A 25,815-nucleotide genomic window follows, 5' to 3' on the forward strand; every position below is an offset into this window, starting at 1 on the left:
GGCGGTGCTCAGCCGGTGGTGATCCGGATCCCGCCGGCTGCCCGGGTGGCCGCGCCGGTCGCCTCCGCCGGGTCGGTGCCCCAGGCCAGCACCTGGCCGCTGCGCTGCACCGACGAGGTGACCTCGGCCACCTGGTCGCCCACCGCCACGCCCACGCCGACGTCCAGCACGCCGGGCACCCGGCGGGCTGCGCGTACCCCGTCCACGGCGGTGACGGTGCCCGGCGGGGCGAGCAGAAACTCCACCGCCGCCGCGCCGGACGGCCGTGCCGGCAGGTTCGGGCGTTCCCCGCGCAGAGTCCGCAGGTACGCCGCCACGAACCCGCACTCGTAGGCGACCGAGATCAGCGCGGTGATCAGGTCACCGGGCAGCCGGGCGGCGCACTCCACCAACGCCGGGCCGTCGGCGGTACGGATCCACTCGCTGTGCAGCACGCCGGTGCGGAAGCCGGCGGCGCCGGCCAGCCGGGCCGCCACGTCGAGCAACTCCCGCCGGGCATCCTCGGGCAGCGCGGACGGCACGGTGTGTCCGGTCTCGACCGGACGCCCACCGGCCAGCACCCGCTTGTCCGTGACGTTGCCGAAGCGCACCTCGCCGTCGGCCACCAGCAGTTCCACGCTGTGTTCGGTGCCGATCAGCACCTGCTCGGCGAGGACCGCGGTCGGCAGGCCACGGCCGGTGGTGTCGGGGGAGGTCTCCGGGTCGGCGCTGGCGGCCCACGCGGCGGCGACCAGGGCCGGATCGGGGACGATCTGCACGCCGAGGCTGCCGGCGCGGCGGGTCGGCTTCAACACGCACCGCCCACCCTGTCGGTGGGCGAACGCGGTCGCCTCGGCGGCGGTGCCGACCAGCGCGAACGCCGGGTTGGTCAGGCCGGCTGCCGCGGCGAGCAACCGCATCCGGTGCTTGTCGGTGAAGATCTCGGCGGCCTTGACGCCGGCACCGGGCAGGCCGAGCGCGTCGGCCAGCCGAGCCGCGGCGAGCACCCCGTACTCCTGGCCGGGCACCACCAGCCGCGCGGCGGTCAGCCCCGGTTCCCGGGCGAGCAGCGCCGCCGGGTCCAGGTCGGTCTGGTACTCCGCGGCCACCACCCGGGAGACGAACGGCAGCGCGGCGCAGTGCCGGTCGAGGTCGCGGCGGCGGATCAGGTCGGGTTCCTCGACCACCACCACGCTGCCGGTGGGCAGCAGTTCGCCGAGCCCGTGCAGCAGGTCCAACGCGGTGCCCACCATGACCATCTCGTCCCGGCCCAGGTCCAGCTGCACCCGTCACCCCTCCGCCCGCGCCGGACCGGACGGCCGGCGCAGCGCGACCCTAACCGGACGGCGGCCCGGGTCGGCAGCCGCGTCGCGTACTCGTCAGCGACCCAGCGCGGACACGACAGAGCCGGCGGACCACAGGGGTCCGCCGGCTGAGCAGTACGAGAAGGTGGGTGCTACCGCGTCAGGCGCGGGTGACCTTGCCGGCCTTGATGCACGAGGTGCAGACCTGCAACTTCTTGGTGTTGCCGCCACCGGCCGGGGTACGCACCGACTGGATGTTCGGGTTCCAGCGGCGGTTGGTCCGCCGGTGCGAGTGGGACACGTTGTGGCCGAAGCCCGGTCCCTTGCCACAGACGTCGCACACGCTAGCCACGGGATACTCCTGGGATTGAAACGTTCATGAGGTCGCCGGCAGGTGCTGCCCGGGCAACCTGGTCAGGTTACCCGATGACCCGCCGACCCGGCGAACCGGCCCGGTCGGGCGACCGCCCGCGCCCCAGCCCGCAGGTGGTGCTGGGCACTTCCGCCGTCTGGTGGGCCGGTCCGGCGGCAACGGTACCGGAAGCCCCGACCACCGGCGCCAGGATCACCGCCGGGCCGGAGGCGACCGGACACGCCGGACGAGTCCGACGGGTGTCGGCGTGCGCCAGTAGGCTTCTGGCCGTGCTGGACACCCTCGACGCCGCCGCGGTCCGTCGCTGGTGCGCGAGCGGGCTGGCCGCGCTGAAGCGCCACCAGGGTGAGATCGACCAGCTGAACGTCTATCCGGTGCCCGACGGCGACACCGGCACCAACCTGGTGCTCACCCTCACCTCGGCCCAGCAGGCTCTGGCGATGGACCTGGACACCCTCCCAAACAGCGGGCCGACCGCGCACGGGCACGCGTTGCGGCTGATGGCCCAGGGCGCGCTGCTCGGCGCACGCGGCAACTCTGGGGTGATCCTGTCGCAGATCCTGCGCGGCTTCGCCGACGCGGTCGTCGCCGTGCCGGCGGTGCGCGGCCGGGAGTTGGCCACCGCGCTGCGGTCCGCCACCGCCGCCGCGTACACGGCGGTCGCCCGGCCGGTGGAGGGCACCCTGCTCACCGTGGTCGGCGCGGCCGCTCTCGCGGCCGAGCGCACGGACAGCGACGACCTGCCGGCGGTGGCCCGGGCCGCGGCGCGGGCGGCGGCCGAGGCGCTGGCCCGGACCCCGGAGCAGCTGCCGGCCCTGGCCCGCGCCGGCGTGGTCGACGCAGGCGGCCGAGGGCTCTGCGTGCTGCTCGACGCCCTGGTCGAGGTGCTCACCGGGGAGGTCGCCGCCCGGCTCGCGCCGGCGCCGCGCTCCGCCCGGCCGGCGGCCACCGTTGCCCGGGAGACAGGCTCCGACGAGTACGCCTACGAGGTGCAGTTCCTCCTCGACGCCGACGCCGAGGCGGTGGCTGGGATGCGCCAGGCGCTGAACGCACTGGGGGATTCGCTGGTCGTCGTCGGCGACGGGCATGAGCCGGAAGGCACCTGGAACGTGCACGTGCACGTCAACGACGTGGGCGCGGCGGTCGAGGCGGGCGTCGCCGCCGGTCGCCCGTACCGGATCTCGGTGACCCGCTTCGCCGACCAGTCGGAGCCGTCCCTCGGCCCGGCGACGGACGGCCGAGCCGCCGTGGTGGTGGCCACCGGCGTCGGGATCGCCGGGCTGTTCGCCGCGGAGGGCGCCACCGTCGTGCCGGGCAACCCGTCCACCGGCGAGCTGTTGGACGCGGTGCGCAGCACCGGCGCGGCCCGGGTGGTGGTGCTGCCCAACGACCCGAACACCGAGGCCGTGGCGAGCGCGGCGGCCCGCGAGGCACACCGGTACGGCATCAAGGTGAGCGTGGTGCCGACCCGTTCGCCGGTCCAGGCGCTGGCCGCCCTCGCGGTCCGCGACGGCGCCCGCCGCTTCGAGGACGACGTGATCGCGATGGCCGAGGCGGCCGGCGCCTGCCGCTACGCCGAGGTCTGCCACGCCAGCCGGGAGGCGCTGACCGTGGCCGGCCCGTGCCGCCCTGGCGACGTGCTGGCGCTGGTCGAGGGGGAGGTGCACCTGATCGGCACCGACCTGACCGACACCTGCGCGGCCGTCGTCGACCGGATGCTCGGCGGCGGCGGGGAACTGGTCACCCTGCTGGCCGGGGTGGACGCGCCGGCCGGGCTCACCGATGCCGTCCGTGCGCACGTCGCGCGGCGCTGGCCGTTCGTCGAGGTGCAGGCGTACCCCGGCGGCCAGCCGTATTATCCGCTCCTGGTGGGAGTCGAATGAGCGAGCCGGCCACGGTGGACACTCCGTTGAAGAAGCTGGTCGGGGACAAGACGGCCAAGGCGTTGGCCGCCCACCTCGACCTGCACACCGCGGGTGACCTGGTCTACCACTTCCCGCGCCGCTACGACGAGCGCGGCGAGCACACCGACATCCGCTCGCTGGACGTCGGTGAGCAGGTCACCGTGATGGCCCAGGTGCAGCGCACCGCGGTGCGCCCGATGCGCCAGCGCCGGGGCAACCTGCTGGAGGTGACCGTCGGCGACGGCTCGGGCGGGTTGCTGACGCTGACCTTCTTCGGCAACCAGGCGTGGCGCGAGCGGGAGCTGCGTCCGGGCCGGTGGGGGCTGTTCGCCGGCAAGGTCACCGAGTTCCGGGGCAAGCGTCAGCTCAACGGTCCGGAGTACGTCCTGCTCGGCGAGGGCGGCGAAGGCGAGGCAGCGCTCAGCGACGAGATCGAGGAGTTCGCCGGCGCGCTGATCCCCGTCTACCCGGCCGCGGCGGCGGTGCCGACCTGGGTGATCGCCCGCTGCGTGCGGGTCGTGCTGGACACCTTCACCCCGCCGGAGGATCCGCTGCCGGCCACCGTGCTGGCCAGCCGCAATCTGGTCGGGCTGGGCACCGCGCTGCGGGAGATCCACCGACCGACCAGCAAGGAGGAGCTCTACCGGGCGCGGCGGCGGCTCAAGTGGGACGAGGCGTTCGCCGTCCAGGTGACCCTGGTGCAGCGCAAGCACCGGGCCGCTGACTGGCCGGCCCGGCCCCGTCCGGCGCGCGCCAGTGGGCTGCTGGACGCCTTCGACGCCCGGCTGCCGTACGAGCTGACCGCCGGTCAGCGCGAGGTCGGCGTGGAGATCGCCGCGGACCTGGCCGCCCCGCACCCGATGCACCGGTTGTTGCAGGGCGAGGTGGGTTCGGGCAAGACGGTGGTGGCGCTGCGGGCGATGCTCCAGGTGGTCGACGCGGGCGGGCAGGCGGCGCTGCTGGCGCCCACCGAGGTGCTGGCCGGTCAGCACCACCGCGGCATGCGCGACCTGCTCGGGCCGCTCGGCCGGGCCGGCGAGCTGGATTCCGCCGACAACGCCACCCGGGTGGAGCTGGTCACCGGCTCGCTGGGCGCGGCCGCCCGCCGCCGGGCGCTCGGCGAGGTGGCCAGCGGCGCCGCCGGCATCGTGCTCGGCACCCACGCGCTGCTCTACGAGGGGGTGGACTTCGCCGACCTCGGCCTGGTGGTGGTCGACGAGCAGCACCGTTTCGGCGTGGAGCAGCGTGATGCGCTGCGGTCCAAGGCCGACCAGCCGCCGCACGTGCTGGTGATGACGGCCACCCCGATCCCGCGCACGGTGGCGATGACCGTCTACGGCGACCTGGAGGTCTCCACCCTCTCCCAGCTGCCTCGGGGCCGCTCGCCGATCGCCTCGCACGTGGTGCCGGCCGCCGAGCGACCGGCCTTTTTGGACCGGGCCTGGCGCCGGCTGCGCGAGGAGGTGGCCGCCGGGCACCAGGCGTACGTGGTGTGCCCGCGAATCGGTGAGGGACCGGCGTCGGAGGAGGAGCCGCCGCCGGTGGACGACAACGGGCGCCGGCCGCCGTTGGCGGTGACCGAGGTGGCACCGCTGCTGGCCGAGGGGCCGCTGCACGGGCTGCGGATCGGGGTGCTGCACGGCCGCCTGCCGGCCGACGAGAAGGACGCGGTGATGCGCTCCTTCGCCGCCGGTGACCTGGACGTGCTGGTGGCGACCACGGTGGTCGAGGTCGGTGTGGACGTCCCGAACGCGACCGTGATGATCGTGCTGGACGCCGACCGGTTCGGTGTCTCGCAGCTGCACCAGCTGCGCGGCCGGGTCGGCCGGGGCGCCGCCGCCGGGCTCTGCCTGCTGGTCAGCGAGGCGGCCGAGGGGTCGTCGGCCCGGGAGCGGCTGGACGCGGTCGCGTCCACCAGCGACGGCTTCAAGCTCGCCGAGCTGGATCTGGAGCAGCGCCGCGAGGGCGACGTGCTGGGCGCCACCCAGTCCGGGCGCCGCTCACACCTGCGGCTGCTGTCGCTGCTGCGCGACGCCGACCTGATCCGCGACGCCCGCGCCGAGGCGATCGCCCTGGTCGAGGAGGACCCGGAGCTGACCCGGCATCCGGCGCTGGCCGCGTCGGTCACCGCCCTCGTCGACGAGGACCGCGCGGAGTACCTGGAAAAGGGCTGACGTTTCGACCCGCCACGAGGCGCGTGGTACGCGGGTGAAACGCCCGAGGGCGCGCCGACCGGGTGGTCGACGCGCCCTCGGGTTCAGCGCGGTTCGGTTCAGGCGGTGAACCGGAGCCGGCGACGGCGAGCGACCAGGAACAGGCCCGCACCGGCGGCCAGCAGGACGACAGCGCCGCCAGCGATCAGGGTGGTGTTCGTGCCGGTGAGCGGCAGGCCGCCACCCTCGCCCTCGTCGCACTCGGCCGGCTGCTCCCAGGCGATCGGCTCGGTGTCGTCAAGGCCGTCGCCGGCCGGCGTGACGGTGAGACCCTCGGTCGCGACGAAGGAGACGGAGCCGGTCTCGCCGGGCTCGACGGTCAGCGTCTTCGCCTCGCCCTTGTTCGGGGTCAGCGTGATGCTGACGGTCTCACCGTCGGCCGGGTTCTCGATCGTGAAGGTGAGCTTGTCGCAGGTCGATTCGACGGTGCCCACCGGCTCGGCCGGCGCCGGGGTGACGGTCGGCGTCGGGCTCGGGCTCTCGGCCGGCGGCTGGCTCGGCGACGGAGACGCGGTGGTGGGGGTCGGGGTCGGGGTGGGGGACGCCGTCGGGGTGGCGGTCGGCGTCGGGGTGGGCTGCACGGCGCAGGTGCCGGCCGGGGTGGCTGCCACCGTCCGGTGCTCGGTCACGATCCGGTCCGGACGCTCCCACCGCGCCTCGACGGTCAGCTCGATCTTCGGCTCCCGCTCGGTGAAGGTGTGGGTCTGGGTGGCGGTGAGGAGGTTCCCACCCTTCGCCGGGAGGATGGCATCGACCTTCAGGTCGCCAGCGGTGAACTCGCTGGTGATGGTCGACGAGACCGCGGTGATCCTGGCATCGATGTTCTCGCTGTTGCCGACCTTCCAAGTGACCGTGGTCTGGCCGTCGGCGGCCAGGCAGTAGGTGCCGGAGGGCTCGGGGTGGTGGGCGCTGGCCGGCGCGGCGAACGTCGTCATGGCGCCGACGCCGATCAGCGCGCCAGCGGCGACGGCCGCGATGCGCCGGAACGGAGACTTCGGACGGATCACTGGTACTCCTGGAGTGCTGAAGCGTTAGGGGCGTGGCCCGGGAGCGACAGTGGACGGTAACTGCACGTCCGTATGTCTAGGTGCCTTCCCGAGCCGTGGGCCGGCGGGTGGCCGCCGACACCCGGCAGACCCTAGCGAGATCCTCGCGAGTGATACAGCCCTCAGGATTTGCTAAGACTGATGTTATGAATGTGAGATCATTGATATACGAATAGTGATCATGTGCTCGCCCAGGCGATACCTATGGTGTCGGTCGTGGTCTCCATCGGCTCGCGTAGCGTCGGGGGTATGAGCAGGAGGAAACGGTGACCCGGATCGTGGCCGGGACGCTCGGCGGCCGGCGGATCGCCGCGCCTCCCGGCGCCGGCACCCGACCCACCTCCGACCGGGTCCGGGAGGCGCTCTTCAGCGCCGTCGAGGCCGAGGTCGACCTCAACGGCGCCCGCTTCGCGGACCTGTACGCCGGTTCCGGCGCGGTCGGGCTGGAGGCGCTCTCTCGGGGGGCCCGGCACGTCCTGCTGGTCGAGTCCGACGCTCGGGCGGCCCGGGTGATCCGGGAGAACACGGCGGCCCTGCGGGCCGGCCCGGCCGTCCGCCTGGTGACCGGCAAGGTGGCGACGGTGCTGGCCGCCGGCCCGGACGGTGGGCCGTACGACGTGGTGTTCGCCGACCCGCCGTACGCCGTGCCGGACGCGGAGATCACCGCGCTGCAGACGACGCTGGTCGACGGCGGCTGGCTGGCGCCCGACGCCCTGGTGGTGGTGGAGCGGTCCAGCCGCACCGGGCCGGTCGACTGGGTGGACGGGATCACTGCCGAGCGCAGTCGCCGTTACGGCGAGACCACCCTTTGGTACGGTCGCCGATCATGAGACGTGCGGTGTGTCCCGGCTCGTTCGATCCGGTCACCAACGGACACCTCGACATCATCGGCCGGGCCAGCCGGCTCTTCGACGAGGTGATCGTCGGCGTGCTGATAAACCAGTCGAAGAGTGGCCTGTTCACCGTCGAGGAGCGGATCGACATGCTCCGCGAGGTGACTGCCTCGTACGGCAACGTACGGGTCGAGTCGTTCCGGGGGCTGCTGGTCGACTTCTGCCGCGCCCAGCAGGCGAGCGTGCTGATCAAGGGCCTGCGGGCGGTCAGCGACTTCGACTACGAGCTGCAGATGGCCCAGATGAACATCGGGCTGGCCGGGGTCGAGACGTTGTTCATGCCGACCAACCCCCTCTACTCCTTCCTCTCCTCCAGCCTGGTCAAGGACGTGGCCAAGTGGGGCGGCGACATCTCCGCCCACGTCCCCGACCCGGTCCGGGAAGCCCTCCAGTCCCGCCTCGGCCCCCGCCCGTAACCCTCCGCGCCGCCGGTCTGCAGTTGCGGTCGGTGGATCGCGCGCCTCTGCGGCGACTGGGCGGGCCCTGTCGTGGCAGTGCAAGATCGACGGGGCTGGATCGTGGGTGGTCGCGGAATGTCATGATGTCGCGACGCGCCGGGTTGGGGTGGATGGGGCAGGTGTGGGGCGGGCACGACATGATTGGTAGAGCGGGGAACCGGCCGTAGCCCGCATCATGGAGGTCGGCCGAAGAACGACAGGGAGTGAGGTACCGGTGGACCCGCTCGATCGCATCGACGAACTGATCGCCATGGTGGAGCAGGCCCGCTCCGTCCCGATGTCGCGGAACAACTGCATGGTCGACCGGGGTGAGATGATCGCGGCCCTCGACGAGGTGCGCGCCGACCTCCCCGCCGACCTGCGTCGTGCCGCCGCGCTGTTGGACGAGCGCGACAAGATCATGGAAGCCGGCAAGCGCGAGGCGGACCGGATCATCAGCGAGGGTGAGGCGGAACACGCCCGCCTGGTCTCGGTGAACGAAATCACTGTGTCGGCCGAGCACGAGGGCGCCCGGATCATCGCCGAGGCCCGGGCGGAGGCGCAGCGCCTGCGCGAGGAGGTCGACGACTACGTCGACACGGCGCTGGCCAACTTCGAGCAGTTCCTCACCCGGGCGCTCGCCTCGATAGAGCGTGGCCGCGACAAGATGCACGCGCTACGGGAGATCGGCACCTTCGGTGGGGATGAGGCCGAACGCCCGCTACCCTTCTGAGCGGCACCTCACCAGCCGACATTCTCGGGCGGGCGTCGCCCCCGGTTCGACGGTCCGGCGGTCGCCCAGGTAACCTTTTTTGTCGGCCTCTCACCGGCCGGAGTCTGACTATGCCCAAGCACTCGCCATCGACACTCGACCCCAGGTCGCCGCTGGTCCTCGACACGAGGGACCTGCCGCGCCGCCCTGGCGCGTTGCGTGAGGTCCAGCGGGTCGTGCCGGCACCGGCGGACCTCGGTGTGGAGTTGATCGGCGTGCCGGAGGGCGCGGGCCTCGACCTCGATCTGAGGTTGCAGTCGGTGTCCGAGGGTGTGCTCGTCTCCGGGACCATCACCGGTCCCATCCGGGGCGAGTGCGGGCGCTGCCTACGCGAGATCAACGAATCGATGGCCGTGACGATCCAGGAGCTGTACGCGTACGAGAACAGCACCACGGACGTCACGACCGACGAGGACGAGGTGGGCCGGATGCAGGGCGATCTGATCGACCTGGAGCCGGCGCTGCGGGACGCGTTGGTGCTCACGCTGCCGACCAACCCGCTCTGCCGGGAGGACTGCCCAGGACTGTGCCCCGAGTGTGGGGTGCACTGGGACGATCTGCCGGCCGACCACAGTCACCAGCAGATCGACCCGCGTTGGGCGGGCCTGACGCAATTGACCCGTACAGAGGAGTAAGAACCGTGGCCGTCCCGAAGCGCAAGATGTCGCGCAGCAACACCCGGTCCCGCCGGGCGAACTGGAAGGCGACCGTGGTCGCGACCGTCGCGTGCCCGCAGTGCAAGTCCCCGAAGCTGCCGCACGCCGCCTGCTCCGTCTGCGGCACCTACAACGGCCGCCAGGTTCTCGAGGTCTGACCTGGACGCCGAGTGACGCCCCCGACCCCAGGTCGGGCGGCGCGCGCACCCTGGCATTCGCCCGGTGCCCCGGCTCCCTCCGACGCCGGCCGGCCTACTCCGGTCAACGTCCCGGTGGAGCCGGGCACCGCGCGGATCGCCGTTGACCTCCTCGGCGGGGACGACGCTCCCGCCGTCGTGGTTGACGGCGCTCTGCGTGCCGTGCGCGCCGACCCCAACCTGCATCTGCTGCTCGTCGGCCCGAGTGAGGTGGCCGACGAGCTGATTGCTGCCCTCGATCCGGCCCAACGGGCCCGGATCACGGTGCGGCCGGTTCGCGACGCCGTCGGCATGGCCGACCATCCGAGCGCCGCCCGCGCGGAGAGCACCGTCCGGGCCGCTGTCACCGCCGTCCGCGACGGCACCGCCGACGCCCTGGTCTCCGCCGGTGCCACCGGCGCGACCGTCACCGCGGCCGTGCTCGGCCTCGGCCGCTGGCCGGAGATCCGCCAACCCGCCCTGGTCGCCACCCTGCCCGCTGTCGCCGGGCCGGTCGTCCTGCTCGATGTCGGCGGCTCGCTGGAGCCCCGTCCGGCCACCCTCGCCCGGCACGCCGTGCTCGGCGCCGCGTACGCCGCGGTGGCGCACTCGATCGCCGAGCCTCGGGTCGGGCTGCTCTCCGTCGGCACCGAGGCCGGCAAGGGCGACCGGGTTCGCCGCGCCTCCGACCCCTTGCTCGCCGTCGAGCCGCTGCCCCGCGGGGCGCGCTACGTCGGCCTGGTCGAGGGGTACGACGTGGCCCTCGGCGCGCGCGCCGATGTGGTGGTCACCGACGGCTTCACCGGTAACGTGCTGCTGAAGGCGATCGAGGGCGCGTACGCGATGGCCGGCGGCCCGCCCGTCGGTGGTGTCGCCCCCCGCGCCGCCGCCCTGCTCGGAGTGGCCGGAACGGTGGTCGTCTGCCACGGCGCCGCCCGTGCCGACGACGTCGCCTCCGGCATCGCCCTCGCCGCCCACCTGTGGCGGCGGCGCGCCACTGACCTGATCTCCGCGTTGCTCGACGGCGACGCCGCGACGGACCGCACAGACCGTTCCACCGACACCGAGGTACGCACATCATGAGCAACGACAAGCGGCGGCAGGCGTCCGTCGGTCACCTGGAAGCCGCCTTCGGCGTGAGCCTGGAACCCGACCTGTTGCAACGCGCGCTGACCCACCGCTCGTATGCGTACGAGAACGGCGGCCTGCCGACCAACGAGCGGTTGGAGTTCCTCGGCGACTCGGTGCTCGGCGTGGTGATCACCACAGCGCTCTTCCACAACCATCCGGACCTGCCCGAGGGGCAGTTGGCCAAGCTGCGGGCCAGCGTGGTCAACATGCGCGCGCTCGCCGATGTGGCCCGTGGTCTGGGCCCGGACGGCCTCGGCGCGTACCTGCTGCTCGGCAAGGGCGAGGAGACCACGGGCGGCCGGGACAAGGCGAGCATCCTCGCCGACACCCTGGAGGCGCTGCTCGGCGCGATCTACCTCCAGTACGGGCTGGACACCGCCGGGATCGTCATCCACCGGCTCTTCGACCCGCTGATGGCCGAGTCGGCCGGTCGGGGCGCCGCCCTGGACTGGAAGACCAGCCTCCAGGAGTTGACCGCGGCGCTCGGGCTCGGCGTGCCGGAGTACCGCATCGAGGGCACCGGTCCGGACCACCTCAAGACGTTCACCGCCTGGGTGGTGGTGGCCGGCAACCGGTACGGCGGCGCCGAGGGGCGCAGCAAGAAGGAGGCCGAGCAGCGGGCCGCCGAGGCGGCCTGGCGGATGCTCGCCGACCAGGACGACAAGGACGATCAGGACAGCCAGGACGGCCAGGCCGGAGCGGACGGACGGACCAACCTGGACGGCTCGGCCGACCGCGAGGGGCCGATCGGGCCGATGGAGCGGGCCGCACGGGTGGCCCGGACCGAGGAGGCCGACCACGCGGCGCAGGCCATGCCCGCCGACGTCGCGGCGGAGCGGGCCAACGGCGCCGGTCCGAGCAGCAATGGCGCGGGTCCGGCCGCTGGCGGCAACGGTGCCCAGACGGCCGGCGCCGACCGGGCCGGAGCCACCGAAGGCCGTGAGACGGGGCGACGCCGTGCCTGAGCTGCCCGAGGTGGAGACCGTCCGGCTGGGGCTGGCGCAGTGGGTCACCGGCCGCCGGATCGCGTCGGTGGAGGTTCGTCACCCCCGTGCGGTCCGCCGGCACATCCCCGGCGGCGTGCACTTCGCCGACGTGCTCGCCGGCCGGACCGTGCTGGACGTCCGCCGCCGCGGTAAGTACCTGTGGCTGCCCCTGGACAGCGGCGACGCGGTGATCGGGCACCTCGGGATGTCCGGTCAGCTGCTGCTCCAGCCACCCGGCACGCCGGACGAGACCCATCTGCGGGTGCGGTTCCGGTTCGCCGACGATGGGCCGGAGCTGCGCTTCGTCGACCAGCGCACGTTCGGCGGGCTCTCGGTCAGCGAGGGCGGTGCCGAGCTGCCCGCGGAGATCGCGCACATCGCCCGCGACCCGATGGACCCGGGGTTCTCCGACGCGGCTTTCGTCGCCGCGCTGCGCCGCCGGCGGACCGAGGTGAAGCGGGCTTTGCTCGACCAGACCCTGATCTCCGGCGTGGGCAACATCTACGCCGACGAGGCGCTCTGGCGCGCCGGGCTGCACGGTGCCCGTCCCACCGACGCGCTGACCGGCCCGGCCGCGCAGCGCCTGCTCGGCCACGTCCGCGACGTGCTCGCTGAGGCGATCAAGGAGGGCGGCACCAGCTTCGACGCCCTCTACGTCAACGTCAACGGCGAGAGCGGCTACTTCGACCGGGAGCTGAACGTCTACGGCCGGGAGGGTGAGCCGTGCCGGCGGTGCGGCGCGCCGGTCCGCCGCGAGGCGTTCATGAACCGGTCCTCGTACAGCTGCCCACGCTGCCAGCCGCGGCCCCGGGGTTCCCTTCGGGGATGACCCGGAGTCGGCTCCGGGTCGGTGCCGGCGGGTCGCGGCCGACCGCTCCGGGTTGGACCCCGGCGGTTGTCCGAATCGCGGGCTGATGCCCGCCGCGCCGCCCGAGCGGTCCCTTCGACGTGGGGGGATCGGACTCCGGGGACGGCCGGGGCCGATCCCCGATGTGATCGCCTCGTCACGTCCCTAGCGTCAGCACCGTTGACAGGGGGCTGACGTGACAGGGGGACCCGAGATGGGGACGAGACCGGTGACGGTGCGGATGGCGCGGTGGAGCGCCGAGCACCCGTGGCGGGCGATCGCGCTGTGGGCCGTGTTCGTGGCGGTGTGCTTCGTCGGTGGCAACGCCGCCGGCCTCAACGAGGCGACCAGCGGCGACCAGGCGATCGGGGAGGCGGGCCGGGCCGGCCTGATTGTGGACGCCGGCGCCTTCGAAGACCCGGCCGTGGACAACGTCCTGATCACCTCCCGGGGCGGCGCACTGGACCCGGCGGCGGCGAAGGCGGCGGCGGACGATGCGGCGGCCCGGCTGCGTACGGTCACCGGGGTCGCCGAGGTCGGTCAGCCGGTCCTCTCCCGGGACGGCTCGGCGCTGCTGTTGCCGATCACCATGTCCGGTGACCCGGACACCGCGTCGGACCGGGTGCAGCCGCTGCGCGACGCCACCGCCACCGTGCAGGACGCGCACCCGCAACTGCGCGTCGAGCAGGTCGGTGGGCCGTCGATCGGGCAGGCCCTCGACGACACCCTGGGCAAGGACTTCAAGCGCGCCGAGCTGCTCAGCCTGCCGGTCACCCTGGCCATCCTGATCATCGCGTTCGGCGCGCTGATCGCGGCCAGCGTGCCGGTGCTGCTGGCGCTCTCCTCGGTGGCCGCCGCGATGGGTCTGTCCACCCTCGCCTCGCACCTGGTGCCGGCCACCGACACCACGGCCCCCGTGATCCTGCTGATCGGCATGGCGGTCGGGGTCGACTACTCGCTGTTCTACGTCCGCCGGGAGCGGGAGGAACGCGCCAAGGGCCGCTCCGGGCTGGACGCGGTGGAGATCGCGGCGGAGACCTCCGGGCACGCCGTGGTGGTCTCCGGCTTCGCCGTGATCATCTCGATGGCCGGGCTGCTGCTCGCCGGCGACGTGGTCTTCTCGTCGCTCGCGGTCGGCTCGATCCTGGTGGTCGCGGTCGCGGTGGTCGGCTCGCTGACCGTGCTGCCCGCTCTGCTGGCCAAGCTCGGTCGCTGGGTCGACCGGCCCCGGGTGCCGCTGCTCTGGCGACTGACCGCGCCGCGCGCCGGCCGGCACGGCGAGCCTCGCTCGCCCCGGCTCTGGCCGGCGGTGCTCCGGCCCGCGCTGCGCGCCCCGGTGCCGACCCTGGTCATCTCGGTCGGTCTGCTGCTCGCGCTGGCCTCCCCGGCGCTCGGCATGAAGCTGAAGTTCCCCGGCATGGAGGACCTGCCACGCACCACCCCGGCAATGCAGGCGTACGACCGGCTCACCGCCGCCTTCCCGAGCACCGGCACCAACCACGTGGTGGCGGTCCGGGCACCGGCCGAGCAGGCCGACCGGGTCCACGCCGCGCTCACCGACCTGGCCGCCCGGGCCGCCGGCGACCCGCTGTTCGCCCCCACGGAGACGGACGGCCCGAAGATCGAGGTGTCGGCCGACCGGCGGGTGTCGGTGCTGGACGTCGCCACCCCGTACGCCAGCCGTGACGACCGCTCCGTGCAGTCGCTGGAGAAGCTGCGTGAGGACCTGGTCCCGGCCGAACTGCGGGACATCCCGGGCATCGAGTACGCGGTCGGCGGCGGTGTGGCCGACAGCGAGGACTACGCACAGCACATCCGGGACAAGCTGCCGCTGGTGATGGGCTTCGTGCTGGTGCTCACCTTCCTGGTCATGATGTTCACGTTCCGGTCGGTGGTGGTGGCGGCCAGCTCGATCGCCCTGAACCTGCTCTCCGCCGGTGCCGCGTACGGGCTGCTGGTGTTGATCTTCCAGGGCGACTGGGCGGCCGGGCCGCTCGGCTTCACCTCGATGGGTGCGATCGTGTCCTGGCTGCCACTGTTCCTCTTCGTGGTGCTCTTCGGTCTCTCGATGGACTACCACGTCTTCGTGGTCAGCCGGATCCGCGAGGGGATCCGGGCCGGCATGTCCAACCGGGACGCGGTGGCGTACGGGATCACCTCGTCGGCCGGCGTGGTGACCAGCGCGGCGATCGTGATGGTCGGGGTGTTCTCGATCTTCGCCACGTTGAGCACGATCGACATGAAGCAGCTCGGCATCGGCCTGGCGGCGGCGATCCTGCTGGACGCCACGATCATCCGGGGCGTGGTGTTGCCGGCGCTGATGACCATGCTTGGTGACGCGAACTGGTGGACTCCGCGCTTCCTGCGGCGGCGTCCGGCGCCCGCGCCCACCGAACCGCCGGCCCCTTCCCCGGAGTTGGTGGCGGTGCCCTGACCCGCGTGTGCCGCCGGGCCGAGCCGCGACCGCGGCCCGGCCCGGCGGTGTCTCACCGTCGCGCCCCGGTCGGCCCTCGAACGTTCAGGGCAGCGGGCAGGCTGCCCGCCAGGCGTCCAGCGCCCGTTCCTTGCGGATCGACGCGAAGCCGTAGCCGACGGTGGTGACGCAGAAGTCGTCGGTCGAGCCGGTGTACTCGACGTGGAAGACCGGCTTGCCGGCGTCGGCGAACGGCAGCAGCTTGGCGCACTGGTCCAGCCGGACGCACTCCTCGTTGACCGCGAAGTCGAAGTCCGGGGCCAGCGCGGCGAGCTGCGGCACGTCGTTGACCAGCCCAGGGGAGAGGTCCAGCGACCGGGCCAGCTGCGCCAGTCGGCGGTTGAACAGCAGTTGGTCGTCGAAGTCGAGCGGGAAGCCGCTGCGAGACGCGTACCCGTCGGCGTCGGCCAGCGCCACCGCGCCGAAGCCCTTGCCCCGGCAGAGCCGGAACCGGTCGGCCAGCACCGGCTCCAGCGCGTCCCACCCCCGGACGTCCAGCCACCGGCTGCCGGGCCGGCGGCCGGCCGAGCCCTGTACGGCCACCGGGAACCGGCTGGCGTCCGGGTCGACCGAGCGAACCGAGCCGACGTGCACCTGGCAGATCAGCCGGCGCTCCCGGGAGCGCAGCTCGGCGGTCTGGGCGGCCGTGGTGACCACCGGGTCGAGCAGGAAGACGTCGGCGTCCACCGCCGGGTCGAGCGTGCCGCTGAGCTGCCACTGCCACTGCCAGTGGCGGGCCTGGTCGGACGGCCACGGGGTGGGCGCACCGGGCGGGGTGTGCAGGTCGACCCGGCAGCCGTACACCGGCACCACCAGGACGAGCGCGACGGCGGCCGACAGGATCCGGCGCAGCGGGCGTACGGCGGCGCGTCGCCGCGGCCGGATCCGCATCGGCAGCTCCCGGGTCGCGGGCGGCCCGTCGCCGCCCTCACCGGTACGCCGACGCCCCCACGCTCCGGCCCGACGTACCTCACCGGGTCAAACGAGCGCGGGGGCGGGAACGACGCGCGGTCAGCGCGGCGCCGCGAAGACCTGCGTCCAGTACGGACCGTTGCTGTTGGCGATGCCGACGCCGATCTCGGTGAAGGCGCAGTTCAGGATGTTGGCCCGGTGGCCCGAGCTGTTCATCCAGGCGTCCATCACGGCGGCCGGGGTCTTCTGGTTCCACGCCACGTTCTCGCCGTAGGTGCGCCAGGTGTAGCCGACCCTGTCCAGCCGGACGCCGGCGTTGCTGCCGTCGCTGCCGGTGTGCGACATGTTCTGGTGGTCGGCCTGATCCTGGCTGTGCCGTTGTGCCGCGGTCATCAGCTTGTCGTCAACGCTCAGCGCCTTGCAGCCGGCCTTGGTGCGCTCGGCGTTGACCAGGTTCACCACCTCTTGGGCCTGCGCGCTGACGGTGCCGCTGGAGCCGGAGCCCGAGCCGGTGGTGGTGCTCGGCGCGCTGGTGCGCGGGGTGCTGCGCCGCGAGGCGGCGGTGGTCCGCGATGACTCCGGGGTCGGCTTGACGACCTTGCTCGGCGTCGGGCTCGGCCGCGCCGGGCTGGGCGAGCCGGTCGGGGAGGGCGCGACCAGGTTGTCGCCCACCGGCTCCTCGGTCGGCACCGCCGGGGCGGCGGCGAGGGTGTCGTCGACAGCGCTCGGCTCGCTGGCCGCGCCGTCTCCGCCGGGCAGGGCGAGCGCGCCGACGCCGAAGCTCACCACGAGGGTGGCCGCTGCGGCGGCGCCGCCGATCATCAACGGGCGGCGCCAGCGCCGCTGGGACCGGTGCCGGCCCTCGTTGGAACGGCCCGCACCGGTCGTATCGGTCTGCCAGCCGCCGGTGGTCTCGTCGCCAGCGTCGGTGCTCCAGCCGCCGGTGGTCTCCTCGAGCGGGCGACTGGCGCGCCAGTCGCCGGTTGGCTCGTCCCCCGGTCGGTTGGCGGGCGCGTACGCCGGCCAGGCAGCGGTGGGGCCGTCGGCCGGCCCGGCGGGGGTCGCCGGTTCCGACTGCCAACGGCCGGTGGGCTCCGCGCGGTGCCATTCGTCGCCGGGTTGGTCGGGGTCGTCTCCGAACAGGTACGCCGAACGGGGTTCCGGGCGGTCGCTCAGCCAGTCCGGCTCGTCGGTCGGCCGCTCAGCGCGCCGCGGGGCGCCGTTCGGGTCCATCGGGTCGGTCCAGCCGTACACGCACTGCCTCCACGGGGTCGGTTATAGGCCGAGGTGACGCTACGACTAGCCCGTTACCTGCGGCAACGTGGCTAAGGAAGAGTTAAGGGGAAGTCGGACGCCAAGGTGCGGACTTCCGGCAATCACGGCGTACAGTAAAGGTGTCCGGACAGAGAGTGTCCGTGCCTTGAGGCAGCCCCCCGACAAGTGGACAGGTCGACGTAGAGATGATCTACGGCCTGCGAGAACTTGACGAAGGAGGGGTTTGCGGCTCAATATGTAGGTGTCGCCAGTCGCGCCCGGTCATGTCCAGATACAGCTGGAATGACAGCCGCGTACAAATGGGCGCGCGTTGGCCGGCCTTTCCGGCAGCGCATATCAAGGAGTCAGCATGGCGAAGGCCCTCTACGGCCACGTAGGTGCAGCGCCCGACCGGCGTCTGCTCGACGAGGTCACCCGACTGCGTGCCAGGGTTCAGGCACTGGAGTTCGAGATCACGCGTCTGCGTGCCGACAATGATCGGCTCGCGGCGGCTGCGGCGGAGGCGGACGACCTGCTCCGTCTGGCCGAGCCGGCGCTGACCTGATCTTCGGGGTCGGAAAACTGAATCGCACCATCGCAAAAATGCGCGCCGACACCTCTGTGCCGGCGCGCAACGCTGTCCGGCTCCTATCGCGGACGACGATTTATGATCTTGTTGTTGACCGCTTGGGAACCGCGCCGACTGTTTCCGAAAAGGTGTCGGCCGGCGGGTCGATCATGAATGGTGTTTGCCTTTCTCGTCACCACCGCAACAACAGCGCGACCGGCTCGCGGTCGCGTCCCGCACTCACGACGGGTGTGACCCGGGGCGGGTCGAGTGCCCGACCGTTCCCGCCACCGGGTTAGTCTGCGGGTTCACCCAGGTCCGCGCAGCCGGCGACGGTACGGCGGCCACCGGACGAGGATCGAGAAGGTGTATCTCAAAAGCCTGACGGTGAAGGGCTTCAAGTCCTTCGCCTCCGCCACGACGTTGAAGCTGGAGCCCGGGATCACCTGCGTGGTGGGCCCCAACGGCTCCGGCAAGTCCAACGTCGTCGACGCCATCGCCTGGGTGCTCGGCGAGCAGGGCGCCAAGGCGCTGCGTGGCGGCAAGATGGAGGACGTGATCTTCGCCGGCACCGCCGGCCGGGCGCCGCTGGGTCGCGCCGAGGTCACCCTCACCATCGACAACACCGACGGCGCGCTGCCGATCGAGTACACCGAGGTCTCCATCACCCGCCGGATGTTCCGCTCCGGCGAGAGCGAGTACGAGATCAACGGCAGCACCTGCCGGCTGCTGGACATCCAGGAGCTGCTGTCCGACTCCGGCATCGGCCGGGAGATGCACATCATCGTCGGCCAGGGCCGGCTCGACGGCATGCTGCACGCCAAGCCGGAGGACCGCCGGGCGTTCATCGAGGAGGCGGCCGGCGTCCTCAAGCATCGCAAGCGCAAGGAAAAGGCGCTGCGCAAGCTCGACGCGATGCAAGTTAATCTCAACCGGCTGACCGACCTCACCGCCGAGCTGCGCCGCCAGCTCAAGCCGCTGGGCCGGCAGGCGGAGGTGGCCCGACGTGCCGCCGCCATCCAGGCCAACCTGCGCGACGCCCGGCTGCGGCTGCTCGCCGATGACCTGGCCACCCTGCGGAGCACCCTCGATCGGGAGATCGCCGACGAGACCGCGGTGCGGGAGCGGCGCGAGCAGGTCGAGGCCGAGCACGCCGAGGTGCAGGGCCGGCTCGGTGAGCTGGAGGCCGCGCTGGCCGAGGACGCCCCGCTGCTCGCCGCCGCCCAGGACACCTGGTACAAGCTGTCCGCCCTGCAGGAACGCTTCCGCTCGATCGAACAGCTGGCCCGGGAGCGGCTGCGGCACCTGAGCACCAGCGGCGACGACGAGCGGACCGGCCGCGACCCGGACCAGCTGGAGGCCGAGGCTGAGCGGGTCCGCGAGCAGGAGGAGGAGCTGCGCGGGGCGCTCACCGACGACCAGATCCGACTGGCCGAGGCGGTGGAGCACCGCCAGGAGCTGGAACGGCAGCTCGCCGCCGCCGAACGGGAACTGGTCGCCGCCGCCAAGGCCATCGCCGACCGGCGGGAGGGGATGGCCCGGCTCACCGGCCAGGTCAACTCGGCCCGGGCCCGGACCACCAGCGCCGGCGAAGAGATTGAACGGCTCGCCGTCGCGCACGCCGACGCGCTGGGCCGCGCCGAGCAGGCGCAGGCCGACCTGGACGCGGTGGCCGCGCAGTCCACCGAGGCGGATCGGGACAACGCCGACCTGGACGCCCGGCACGCCGAGGCGGTCGCCGTGCAGGACCGGGCACAAGCCACCGCCCGGTCGCTGGCCGACGCCGAGCGGGCGGCGGAGAAGGACGCGGCCACCTGGAAGGCCCGGGAGGAGGCGCTCGCCCTGGGCCTGCGGCGCAAGGACGGCGCGGGTGCGCTGCTCGCCCGTGCCGGCGACGTGCCCGGCCTGCTCGGCAGCCTCGCCGGGCTGCTCACCGTCGCGCCCGGGAACGAGGCCGCGCTGGCCGCCGCGCTCGGCGGCCTTGCCGACGCGGTCGCGGTCAGCGGGGTGGACGAGGCCGTCGAGGCCATGCGGCTGCTGAAGATCTCCGACGCCGGCCGGGCCGGCCTGCTGGTCGGCAGCCCCGCCGGGCCGGGCATGACCGGCTCCGCCGACGCGCTGCGGCCGAAGCTGCCCGACGGGGCCCGGTGGGCACCCGACCTGGTGGAGTGCAGCGCCGAGCTGCGCCCCGCCGTGCACCGCGCGCTGCGCGACGTGGCGCTCGTCGACGATCTGGCCGCCGCCGCCGAGCTGGTCGCCGGCAACCCCGAACTGCGCGCCGTCACCCCGGACGGTGACGTGGTCGGGGCGTACGCGGCGGCCGGTGGGTCGGCCAAGGCGCCCAGCTACATCGAGGTGCAGGCTGCCGTCGAGGAGGCCCGCACCAACCGGCTCGCCGCCGAGCGCAGCGGCGCGGAGCTGCGCGACCAGCTCGTCGAGGCGCGTGCCGAGGTGACCGCCGCCAAGGAGGCCGTGCAGCACGCCGCTGCCGAGAAGCGCGAGGCGGAGAGCCACCGCAACGCCGCCGCCCGCCGGCTGGCCGAGCTGGGCGCGGCGGCCCGCTCGGCAAAGGCGGAGACCGACCGGCTCGGTGAGTCCCGGGCCCGCGCCGAGGCGGCCCGGCAGCGGGACCTCACCGCGCTCGACGAGCTGGAGGAACGGCTGCGGCTGGCCGAGGAGACCCCGGTCGACGCCGAGCCCTCGGCCGAGGAGCGGGACCAGCTCGCCGCGATGGTGCCGCAGGCCCGGCAGAACGAGATGGAGGTCCGGCTCGCGGTGCGTACCGCCGAGGAGCGCGTCTCCTCGATCGCCGGCCGGGCCGACTCGCTGGCCCGGCAGGCCACCGCGGAACGGGCGGCCCGGGAACGTGCCGCGGCCCGGCGGGCCGCGCGCACCCGGGGCGCGGGCATCGCCCGGGCCGTCGCCGGCGGCGCCCGGGAGGCGCTCACCCGGCTCACAACCTCGATCGCGGCAGCCGAGGAGCATCGCGACGCGGTGGCCCGGGAACGGGCCGCCCGCGAGGCGGAGCTCCAGGAGGTACGCGGGGCCGCCAAGCGGTTCGGCGCGGAGCTGGAGCGGCTGACCAGTCAGGTGCACCGGGACGAGGTGGCCCGCGCCGAGCAGCGGCTGCGCATCGAGCAGCTGGAGGCCAAGGCGGCCGAGGACTTCGGGTTGGACGTGGAGACCCTGGTCGCCGAGTACGGCCCCACCCAGCCCGTCCCGCCCACCCAGGCCGACGTCGCGGCCGCCGAACGTGACGGGCTGCCGGTGCCCGAGCCGGTCCGGTACGAGCGGCCGGTGCAGGAGAAGCGGGCCGGCAAGGCGGAACGCGAACTGGCCCTGCTCGGCAAGGTCAACCCGCTCGCGCTGGAGGAGTTCGCCGCGCTGGAGGAGCGCTACAAGTTCCTCTCCGAGCAGTTGGAGGACCTCAAGGCCACCCGGCGGGACCTGCTCACCGTGGTCAAGGACGTGGACGAGCGGATCCTGGAGGTCTTCGCCAGCGCGTTCGAGGACACCGCGCGGGAATTCGAGCAGGTGTTCACCGTGCTCTTCCCCGGCGGCGAGGGCCGGCTGATCCTCACCGACCCGGAGGACCTGCTCACCACCGGCGTCGAGGTCGAGGCCCGCCCACCCGGCAAGAAGATCAAGCGGCTGTCCCTGCTCTCCGGTGGCGAGCGGTCGCTGACCGCGGTGGCCATGTTGGTGGCGATCTTCCGTGCCCGGCCCAGCCCGTTCTACATCATGGACGAGGTGGAGGCGGCCCTGGATGACGTGAACCTGGGCCGGCTGATCACGTTGCTGGCACAGTTGCGGGAGAAGAGCCAGCTGATCGTCATCACCCACCAGAAGCGGACAATGGAGATCGCGGACGCGCTCTACGGAGTGACCATGCGCAGCGGCGTCACCCAGGTGATCAGCCAACGGCTCAACCGGGCCGACGAGGACGACCAGCGGCAGGACCGCGGCGAGGAGTACAGGTAGTGGCTCGGGAACGCGCGACGGCGCTGCTGCTGGATCTGGACGGCGTGCTGCGCCGGTTCGACCCGGCGGTGGCCGCTGGGGTGGAACGGGAGTTCGGCCTCGCCGACGGGGTGCTCACCGAGATCGCCATGCAGTGGGGGCGGCTCCAGCCGGTGCTCACCGGTCAGGTCAGTCACGCCGACTGGGTGAGCAGCGTGGCCGATGCGCTGGCCGAGCCGGCCGGCGGTCCGGACCAGGCCCGGGCGGCGGTGGAGCAGTGGCAGCGCTACCGGGGCGAGGTGGACACCGAGGTGCTCGACTTCGTCCGTGAGGTACGCGCCGCCGGGATCCGGGTCGGACTGGCCACCAACGCCACCGACCTGCTCGACGCCGACCTGGCCGCACTCGGCCTCACCGACGAGGTCGACGTGGTGGTCAACTCCTCCACGCTGGGCGTGCACAAGCCGGCACCGGAGTACTTTCAGGCGGCCTGCGCGGCGCTGGGCATCCTGCCGGCCAAGGTGCTCTTCGTCGACGACGAGGACTGGGCGATCCGGGGCGCCCGCGCGGCCGGGCTGTCGGCGCACCGCTGGGGCGGCCACGGCGACCTGCGCTACCTGCGGGCGGCGCTGGCGTACTGAGCGCCGCCGGTCACTCGCCGGTGGCGCCGTCGATGCGTTCCCGGATCAGGTCGGCGTGGCCGTTGTGCCGGGCGTACTCCTCGATCATGTGCACGTAGACCCAGCGCAGGTTGAAGACGCGCTTCTTGGCACCGACTTCGGTGAAGGTCTCGTCGAGCGAGTGCCCGGCGGCGGCCTCCCGGGCCAACGCCACCTCGCGGTGGAAGATGGCGAAGTCTGCCTGGGCGTCGGCGGCGCTGACGTCGTGATCGGCGTCCGGCGTCTCCGGGGTGAAGTACGGGTAGTCGACCGGTTGGCCGGCGAAGCTCTCCCGGAACCACCAGGCCTCCACCTCGGCCAGGTGCCGGACCAGGCCGAGCAGGGTCAGCCCGGAGGGCGGCACGCTGGGCGTGCGCAACTGGTCCTCGGTGAGCCCGGCGCACTTGAGCAGCAGCGTCTGGCGGTGGTAGTCGAGCCAGCCCTCGAGCATGGTGCGCTCGTCGCCGACGTACGGTTCGGGGGTCCGGGTGATCTCCGGTGCGGTCCAGGTCATGCCGCGTATCCTGCCCGGCGTTCCGGACAGTCCGCGACGGGTTGTCAGGGCACCACGACGACGGGCCAGCGCCCGGTGCGGACCAGACGGGTGGCGACCGAGCCGACCAGCCGGTGACCGGCCTGCTCGGAGGCGCCCACCACCACCATGTCGGCCTGGAACTCGTCGGCCGCCGCGCGCAGCTCGCCGTACGCGTCGCCGCGCCGGCACAGGAAGGTCACCGGTACGCCCAGCTCCTCGGCCCCGCGCCGGCACTCCCGGCGCAGCTCGTCGGCCAGCTCGTTGTGGGTCCGCTGCACCGCGCCGGCGTCCATCCCGGGCACCAGGGCGGTCAACCCGCTCGCTGAGCTGACGAAGACCACCACCAACGCGGCACCCTGCCGGCGGGCCAGGCCGGCGGCGTACCAGCCGGCCCGCTCGGAGGTGCGGGTGCCGTCCACGCCGACCAGGACCACCCGGGGCCCGTCCGTGCCGCGTTCGAACGGCAGCGGGCGGGTCCGGGGGCCGTACTCCTCGCGGTCCGGTGCTCCCACGCTCATGGCTGGCTACCTCACCTCTGCTCGCCGGTACGGACCACGGCGGCACCAGCGCCGGCCGCGATGGTTGATTCTTGCTCGATCTCGGCGCCGACCGGGGAGCTGTTGTGCTGCCGCAGCGGCACCTCCTTGATGAAGCTCACCGCGATCAGCGCGATCAGCGCGAAGGGGGCGGCGGCCAGGAAGATGTCGCCGGCGCCGTGACCGTAGGCGCTCTCCACCACTGCCCGGATCGGGCCGGGCAGGGTGTGCACGTCGGGCAGGACACCACCGCTGCCCGAGCTGGACGCGGAGATGCCGAGCCGGGCCAGGCCGTCTGACGTGTAACCCGTGACCTTGTGGGCGAGCACCGCGCCGAGCGCGGAGACGCCGATCGCGCCGCCCAGGCTGCGGAAGAACGCCACCACCGAGCTGGCCGCGCCGAGCTCGTGCGTGCCGACGGTGTTCTGCACGGCGAGGACCAGGTTCTGCATGGTCATGCCCAGGCCGATGCCGACCAGCGCCATGTAGACGCTGAGCAGGGTGAAGCTGGTGTCGGCCCGGAGCGTGCCCATCATCGCGAAGCCGACGGTGAGCAGCGCAGTGCCGATCACCAGGAACCGCTTCCAGCGGCCGGTACGGGTGATGATCCGGCCGCTCAGCGTCGAGGAGACCAGCAGGCCGAGGATCATCGGCAGGGTCATCAGGCCGGACATGGTCGGGCTCTGGCCGCGGCTGATCTGGAAGTACTGGCCGAGGAAGACCGAGGCGCCGAACATGCCCACGCCGACCGCGATGCTGGCGACGACGGCCAGGGTGATGGTGCGGTTGCGGAACAGCCGTGGCGGGATCATCGGCTCGGCGGCCCGGGTCTCTACCCGGATCGCCAGCGCGGCGAGCACCAGGGCTCCGACCACCATGGCGACGCTCTGCCAGGAGGCCCAGGCGAACTGGTTGCCGGCGAGCGAGACCCAGATCAGCAGCAGCGAGACGGCCGCGGTGATCAGCGTGGCGCCCCACCAGTCGATCTGCGCCTTCCGCTTCACGACGGGCAGGTGCAGGGTCTTCTGGAGCACGACCAGCGCGGCGATGGCGAACGGGACGCCGACGTAGAAGCACCAGCGCCAGCCGAGCCAGGAGGTGTCCACGATCACGCCGCCGATCAGCGGGCCGCCGATGGTGCCGACGGCCATCACGGCGCCGAGGTAGCCGCTGTAGCGGCCGCGCTCGCGCGGCGCGATCATGGTCGCCATGATCACCTGGGCCAGCGCGGTGAGGCCGCCGGCGCCGATGCCCTGGAGCACCCGGCAGGCGATCAGCTCTTCGGTGCCCTGCGCGGCGCCGGCCAGCACCGAACCCAGCACGTAGATCCCCAGGGAGAGCTGGACCAGGAGCTTCTTGCTGGTGAGGTCGGCGAGTTTGCCCCAGATGGGGGTGGTCGCGGTGGTCGCGAGCAGGGCCGAGGTGACCACCCAGGTGTACGCGGACTGACCGCCGTGCAGTTCCGTGATGATCCGCGGCAGCGCGTTCGAGACGACCGTGGAGGAGAGGATTGCGACGAACATGCCCAGCAGCAGGCCGGAGAGAGCCTCCAGAATCTGCCGGTGGGTCATGTCGACGCCGGTCGCCCGGGTGGGCGCTGTCGCCTGGCTCATCGTTGCTGCCTCCGAGTGGAGTCGAGGTGGAACGGCGGGGGCCTGCGGTGCGGCGGCCGCCTGGGAGTTGCCTGAGGCAACCATGCCTCTTGGTTGCCTCAAGCAACAACTTGTCGGAGGGGAGGAACATTCCGGGTCGGCGGGGGTCATTTCCGGGTGTCGTTGAACCGGGCGAGAAGCCGGGCGAACTCCTCGACGTCCCGTGCTGGCCAGTCGTTCAGGGTGCGCAGGAACTCTCCCACCCGCGCGGACCGGGCGGCATCAAACCGGCGCTGGCCCTCCTCGGTGAACCTGATCTGCGCGGCCCGCCGGTCGCTCGGATCGGGGTCGCGGCGGACCAGGCCGAGCGCTTCCAACCCGTTGATCTGCCGGCTCAGCGTCCCCTTGCCGACCCCGAGCCGCGCCGCCAACTCGGTCAACCGGATCGACCCGCTCCGGCGCAGCCAGAGCAGCAGCCCGTAGGTGTTCGGTTCGAGGTTCGGGTGCACCTCCCGGCCAATCTCCCAGGAAACCGCCCGACCACGGCGCAGCAGGGCGGTCAGTTCGTGCTCGACCGCCCGGATCGGCTCCGACAGGTGCTCGTCCACG

Annotated in this window: 22 protein-coding genes and 1 pseudogene; 14 read left to right on the forward strand and 9 right to left on the reverse strand. The window is 73.0% G+C overall.

Annotated elements, in window-relative coordinates:
* Positions 1–8: 8 nt before the first annotated feature.
* Both OG470_RS14205 and rpmB read right to left on the reverse strand, forming a co-directional pair.
* Positions 9–1,265, reverse strand: a complete 1,257-nt coding sequence (locus tag OG470_RS14205) for an ATP-grasp domain-containing protein (RefSeq protein WP_328424469.1) — start codon at positions 1,263–1,265, stop codon at positions 9–11.
* 178 nt (positions 1,266–1,443) lie between these two features.
* A complete protein-coding gene (rpmB, locus tag OG470_RS14210) occupies positions 1,444–1,635 on the reverse strand; it encodes a 50S ribosomal protein L28 (RefSeq protein WP_007456456.1) in 192 nt (63 codons plus the stop codon).
* 290 nt (positions 1,636–1,925) lie between these two features.
* Between rpmB and OG470_RS14215 the strand changes: the two genes are divergently transcribed.
* Both OG470_RS14215 and recG read left to right on the forward strand, forming a co-directional pair.
* A complete protein-coding gene (locus tag OG470_RS14215; protein ID WP_328426345.1) occupies positions 1,926–3,539 on the forward strand; it encodes a DAK2 domain-containing protein in 1,614 nt (537 codons plus the stop codon).
* Positions 3,536–5,734: an ATP-dependent DNA helicase RecG gene (recG, locus tag OG470_RS14220; protein ID WP_328424471.1), complete on the forward strand. Its 2,199-nt coding sequence runs from the start codon at positions 3,536–3,538 to the stop codon at positions 5,732–5,734. The genes OG470_RS14215 and recG overlap by 4 nt, the downstream gene beginning before the upstream one ends.
* Positions 5,735–5,832: 98 nt before the next feature.
* Here recG and OG470_RS14225 read toward each other — a convergent pair whose 3' ends face one another.
* Positions 5,833–6,780, reverse strand: a complete 948-nt coding sequence (locus OG470_RS14225) for an LPXTG cell wall anchor domain-containing protein (protein WP_328424473.1) — start codon at positions 6,778–6,780, stop codon at positions 5,833–5,835.
* Between the two features lie 305 nt (positions 6,781–7,085).
* Here OG470_RS14225 and rsmD point away from each other — a divergent pair, with 305 nt between their 5' ends.
* The 9 genes and pseudogenes from rsmD to OG470_RS14270 all read left to right on the forward strand — a co-directional run bounded on the left by rsmD (position 7,086) and on the right by OG470_RS14270 (position 15,151).
* Positions 7,086–7,649, forward strand: coding sequence for a 16S rRNA (guanine(966)-N(2))-methyltransferase RsmD (rsmD, locus tag OG470_RS14230; RefSeq protein WP_328424475.1), 564 nt, complete (start codon positions 7,086–7,088; stop codon positions 7,647–7,649).
* Positions 7,646–8,128, forward strand: a complete 483-nt coding sequence (coaD, locus tag OG470_RS14235) for a pantetheine-phosphate adenylyltransferase (RefSeq protein WP_074317724.1) — start codon at positions 7,646–7,648, stop codon at positions 8,126–8,128. The genes rsmD and coaD overlap by 4 nt, the downstream gene beginning before the upstream one ends.
* 256 nt (positions 8,129–8,384) lie before the next feature.
* Positions 8,385–8,882, forward strand: coding sequence for a hypothetical protein (locus OG470_RS14240; RefSeq protein ID WP_328424479.1), 498 nt, complete (start codon positions 8,385–8,387; stop codon positions 8,880–8,882).
* Positions 8,883–8,992: 110 nt separating this feature from the next.
* On the forward strand, positions 8,993–9,556 hold the full coding sequence (locus tag OG470_RS14245; RefSeq protein WP_328424481.1) for a YceD family protein: 564 nt from the start codon (positions 8,993–8,995) through the stop codon (positions 9,554–9,556).
* Between the two features lie 5 nt (positions 9,557–9,561).
* Positions 9,562–9,735 carry a 50S ribosomal protein L32 gene (gene rpmF / locus OG470_RS14250; protein WP_030335284.1) on the forward strand — a complete coding sequence of 58 codons (174 nt, stop codon included), beginning with the start codon at positions 9,562–9,564 and terminating at the stop codon, positions 9,733–9,735.
* 114 nt (positions 9,736–9,849) lie between these two features.
* The gene (locus OG470_RS14255; protein WP_328424483.1) at positions 9,850–10,836 is read left to right on the forward strand and encodes a phosphate acyltransferase PlsX; all 987 of its coding nucleotides are present in this window, start codon (positions 9,850–9,852) and stop codon (positions 10,834–10,836) included.
* A pseudogene (gene rnc, locus OG470_RS14260) lies at positions 10,833–11,585 on the forward strand (ribonuclease III); the annotation flags it as partial. The gene OG470_RS14255 and the pseudogene rnc, both read left to right, overlap by 4 nt.
* Positions 11,586–11,841: 256 nt before the next feature.
* A complete protein-coding gene (mutM, locus tag OG470_RS14265) occupies positions 11,842–12,699 on the forward strand; it encodes a bifunctional DNA-formamidopyrimidine glycosylase/DNA-(apurinic or apyrimidinic site) lyase (RefSeq protein WP_328424485.1) in 858 nt (285 codons plus the stop codon).
* Positions 12,700–12,931: 232 nt separating this feature from the next.
* A complete protein-coding gene (locus tag OG470_RS14270; protein WP_328424487.1) occupies positions 12,932–15,151 on the forward strand; it encodes an MMPL family transporter in 2,220 nt (739 codons plus the stop codon).
* Between the two features lie 84 nt (positions 15,152–15,235).
* Here OG470_RS14270 and OG470_RS14275 read toward each other — a convergent pair whose 3' ends face one another.
* Together OG470_RS14275 and OG470_RS14280 are read right to left on the reverse strand one after the other, a co-directional pair.
* Positions 15,236–16,081, reverse strand: coding sequence for an endo alpha-1,4 polygalactosaminidase (locus OG470_RS14275; protein ID WP_328424489.1), 846 nt, complete (start codon positions 16,079–16,081; stop codon positions 15,236–15,238).
* A gap of 120 nt (positions 16,082–16,201) precedes the next feature.
* Positions 16,202–17,335, reverse strand: coding sequence for a CAP domain-containing protein (locus OG470_RS14280; RefSeq protein WP_328426347.1), 1,134 nt, complete (start codon positions 17,333–17,335; stop codon positions 16,202–16,204).
* Positions 17,336–17,726: 391 nt separating this feature from the next.
* Here OG470_RS14280 and OG470_RS14285 point away from each other — a divergent pair, with 391 nt between their 5' ends.
* The 3 genes from OG470_RS14285 (at position 17,727) to OG470_RS14295 (ending at position 22,525) form a co-directional block, all read left to right on the forward strand.
* Entirely contained in the window at positions 17,727–17,921 is a 195-nt protein-coding gene (locus OG470_RS14285; RefSeq protein WP_007456482.1) for a hypothetical protein, read from the forward strand.
* Between the two features lie 369 nt (positions 17,922–18,290).
* Positions 18,291–21,905: a chromosome segregation protein SMC gene (gene smc / locus OG470_RS14290; protein ID WP_328424491.1), complete on the forward strand. Its 3,615-nt coding sequence runs from the start codon at positions 18,291–18,293 to the stop codon at positions 21,903–21,905.
* Positions 21,905–22,525: an HAD family hydrolase gene (locus tag OG470_RS14295; protein ID WP_328424493.1), complete on the forward strand. Its 621-nt coding sequence runs from the start codon at positions 21,905–21,907 to the stop codon at positions 22,523–22,525. Before smc ends, OG470_RS14295 begins: the two co-directional genes overlap by 1 nt.
* A gap of 10 nt (positions 22,526–22,535) precedes the next feature.
* Here OG470_RS14295 and OG470_RS14300 read toward each other — a convergent pair whose 3' ends face one another.
* The 4 genes from OG470_RS14300 to OG470_RS14315 form a co-directional block, all read right to left on the reverse strand.
* The gene (locus OG470_RS14300) at positions 22,536–23,057 is read right to left on the reverse strand and encodes a DinB family protein (RefSeq protein WP_328424495.1); all 522 of its coding nucleotides are present in this window, start codon (positions 23,055–23,057) and stop codon (positions 22,536–22,538) included.
* A gap of 44 nt (positions 23,058–23,101) precedes the next feature.
* Positions 23,102–23,596, reverse strand: coding sequence for a universal stress protein (locus OG470_RS14305; RefSeq protein ID WP_328424496.1), 495 nt, complete (start codon positions 23,594–23,596; stop codon positions 23,102–23,104).
* A gap of 11 nt (positions 23,597–23,607) precedes the next feature.
* On the reverse strand, positions 23,608–25,227 hold the full coding sequence (locus OG470_RS14310; RefSeq protein WP_328424497.1) for an MDR family MFS transporter: 1,620 nt from the start codon (positions 25,225–25,227) through the stop codon (positions 23,608–23,610).
* A gap of 146 nt (positions 25,228–25,373) precedes the next feature.
* Positions 25,374–25,814, reverse strand: a complete 441-nt coding sequence (locus tag OG470_RS14315; RefSeq protein WP_328424498.1) for a MarR family winged helix-turn-helix transcriptional regulator — start codon at positions 25,812–25,814, stop codon at positions 25,374–25,376.
* Position 25,815: the final 1 nt, after the last annotated feature.

Origin of the sequence: Micromonospora sp. NBC_00389 (assembly GCF_036059255.1) — a bacterium.
Taxonomy (GTDB): Bacteria; Actinomycetota; Actinomycetes; order Mycobacteriales; family Micromonosporaceae; genus Micromonospora.